Origin of the sequence: Acinetobacter sp. RF15B (assembly GCF_007558235.1) — a bacterium.
Classification (GTDB): Bacteria; Pseudomonadota; Gammaproteobacteria; order Pseudomonadales; family Moraxellaceae; genus Acinetobacter; species Acinetobacter lwoffii_C.
Genome location: NZ_VLSR01000045.1, coordinates 1 through 1,994 on the forward strand (window position 1 = coordinate 1; position 1,994 = coordinate 1,994).

Consider the following 1,994-nt stretch of genomic DNA (forward strand, 5'->3'; position numbering starts at 1 on the left):
TTTGAACCCTGTTTGATGCTGCCGTCAGAACGCACCACCATTTCATTAAACAGTTTCGGATTGGCAAAGGTTGCACGCTGCGCCGTCAAATGGTCACCGCGGTGCGTTGCGTAAGAGTTGAAGTCTTCTTCAGGCACCCCCATTTTGTGCAGATATTCACCCGCTGCCGAATCCAGCATGATGGCATTCGATGGTGACAGATGATCCGTGGTGATGTTATCACCCAGAATTGCCAGTGGACGCATATTCGCGAGTGTACGTGGTGCAGCCAGTGCGCCTTCCCAGTAGGGCGGGCGGCGGATATAGGTACTTTGCGGACGCCAGTCATACAGCGGACTTGCTGCCTGCTCACGCTCCCCCAGATCAAACATCGGGATATACACCTGCTTGAACTGTTCCGGTTTAACCGATTCTTTGACCAGGGCATCAATTTCCTCATCCGACGGCCAGATATCTTTTAAGTAAATCGGGTTGCCGTCTTTGTCTTGCCCTAATGCATCTGTTTCGATGTCAAAACGGATGGTTCCGGCAATGGCATAGGCCACCACCAAAGGCGGTGAAGCCAAAAATGCCTGCTTGGCATAAGGATGGATACGTCCGTCGAAGTTGCGGTTACCTGAAAGCACCGCTGTGGCATACAGGTCACGGTCAATAATTTCCTGCTGGATGTTCGGATCAAGCGCACCCGACATGCCGTTACAGGTGGTACAGGCATAAGCGACAATACCGAAACCCAGTTTTTCCAGATCACCCAGTACTCCGGCTTCTTCCAGATATAAAGCCGCTGCTTTAGACCCCGGGGCAAACGATGATTTCACCCACGGTTTACGCACCAGGCCCAATTCATTGGCTTTACGTGCCAGCAAGCCTGCTGCCACGGTATTGCGCGGATTAGAGGTATTGGTACATGAGGTAATCGCAGCAATGATGATCGCTCCATCTGGCATCAGGCCTTTTGCTTCTTGCGCGCGAGCTGCTTCTAAATTGCCTGCAATACCTTTTTCTTTCAGGTCCGCCGTTGAAACACGTGCATGCGGATTTGATGGACCTGCGATGTTACGGGTCACGGTAGAAAGGTCGAAACGCAGCACACGCGGATATTCCGCCTGTGTCATGTCTGAGGCCCAAAGACCAATTTCTTTGGCATAAGTTTCAACCAGCCTGACCTGCTCGGCTTCACGGCCCGTCAGCGTTAAATAATCAATGGTATTCTGGTCGATGTAGAACATTGCTGCAGTTGCCCCATATTCAGGCGTCATGTTGGAAATCGTCGCACGATCCCCTACCGACATGCTGTCTGCACCTTCACCAAAGAATTCCAGATAGGCGCCGACCACACGCTCTTGACGCAAGAATTCTGTGAGCGCCAGTACAATATCGGTTGCGGTAATGCCCGGCTGACGCTGACCGACCAGCTCCACCCCGATAATGTCAGGCAAACGCATCCACGAAGCACGGCCAAGCATTACGTTTTCAGCTTCTAAACCGCCCACCCCGATTGAAATCACGCCCAGAGCATCGGTATGCGGGGTATGTGAATCCGTACCGACACAAGTATCCGGGAATGCCACGCCATCACGGTTTTGAATGACTGGAGACATTTTCTCCAGATTGATCTGGTGCATGATGCCGTTACCGGCTGGAATCACATCGACATTTTCAAACGCAGTTTTGGTCCACTCAATAAAATGGAAACGGTCTTCGTTGCGGCGGTCTTCAATCGCCCGGTTTTTTTCAAAAGCATCCGGGTCAAAACCGCCATATTCCACCGCTAGAGAGTGATCAACGATCAATTGCGTTGGTACCACCGGATTGACTTTGGATGGATCACCGCCCTGATCGGCAATCGCATCGCGCAAACCTGCAAGGTCAACCAGTGCAGTTTGACCGAGAATGTCATGACAGACCACGCGGGCGGGATACCAGGGGAAATCGTGATCCTGTTTACGGTAAATCAGTTCTTTTAACGACTGTTCAAGAATCGCGGGATCACA

General features: G+C 51.7%; 1 protein-coding gene. It reads right to left on the reverse strand.

From position 1 onward, the window contains the following. Positions 1-1,994 (reverse strand): aconitate hydratase AcnA (acnA, locus tag E2K74_RS14345; RefSeq protein ID WP_151208227.1); only part of this gene is annotated, 1,994 nt, incomplete at both ends.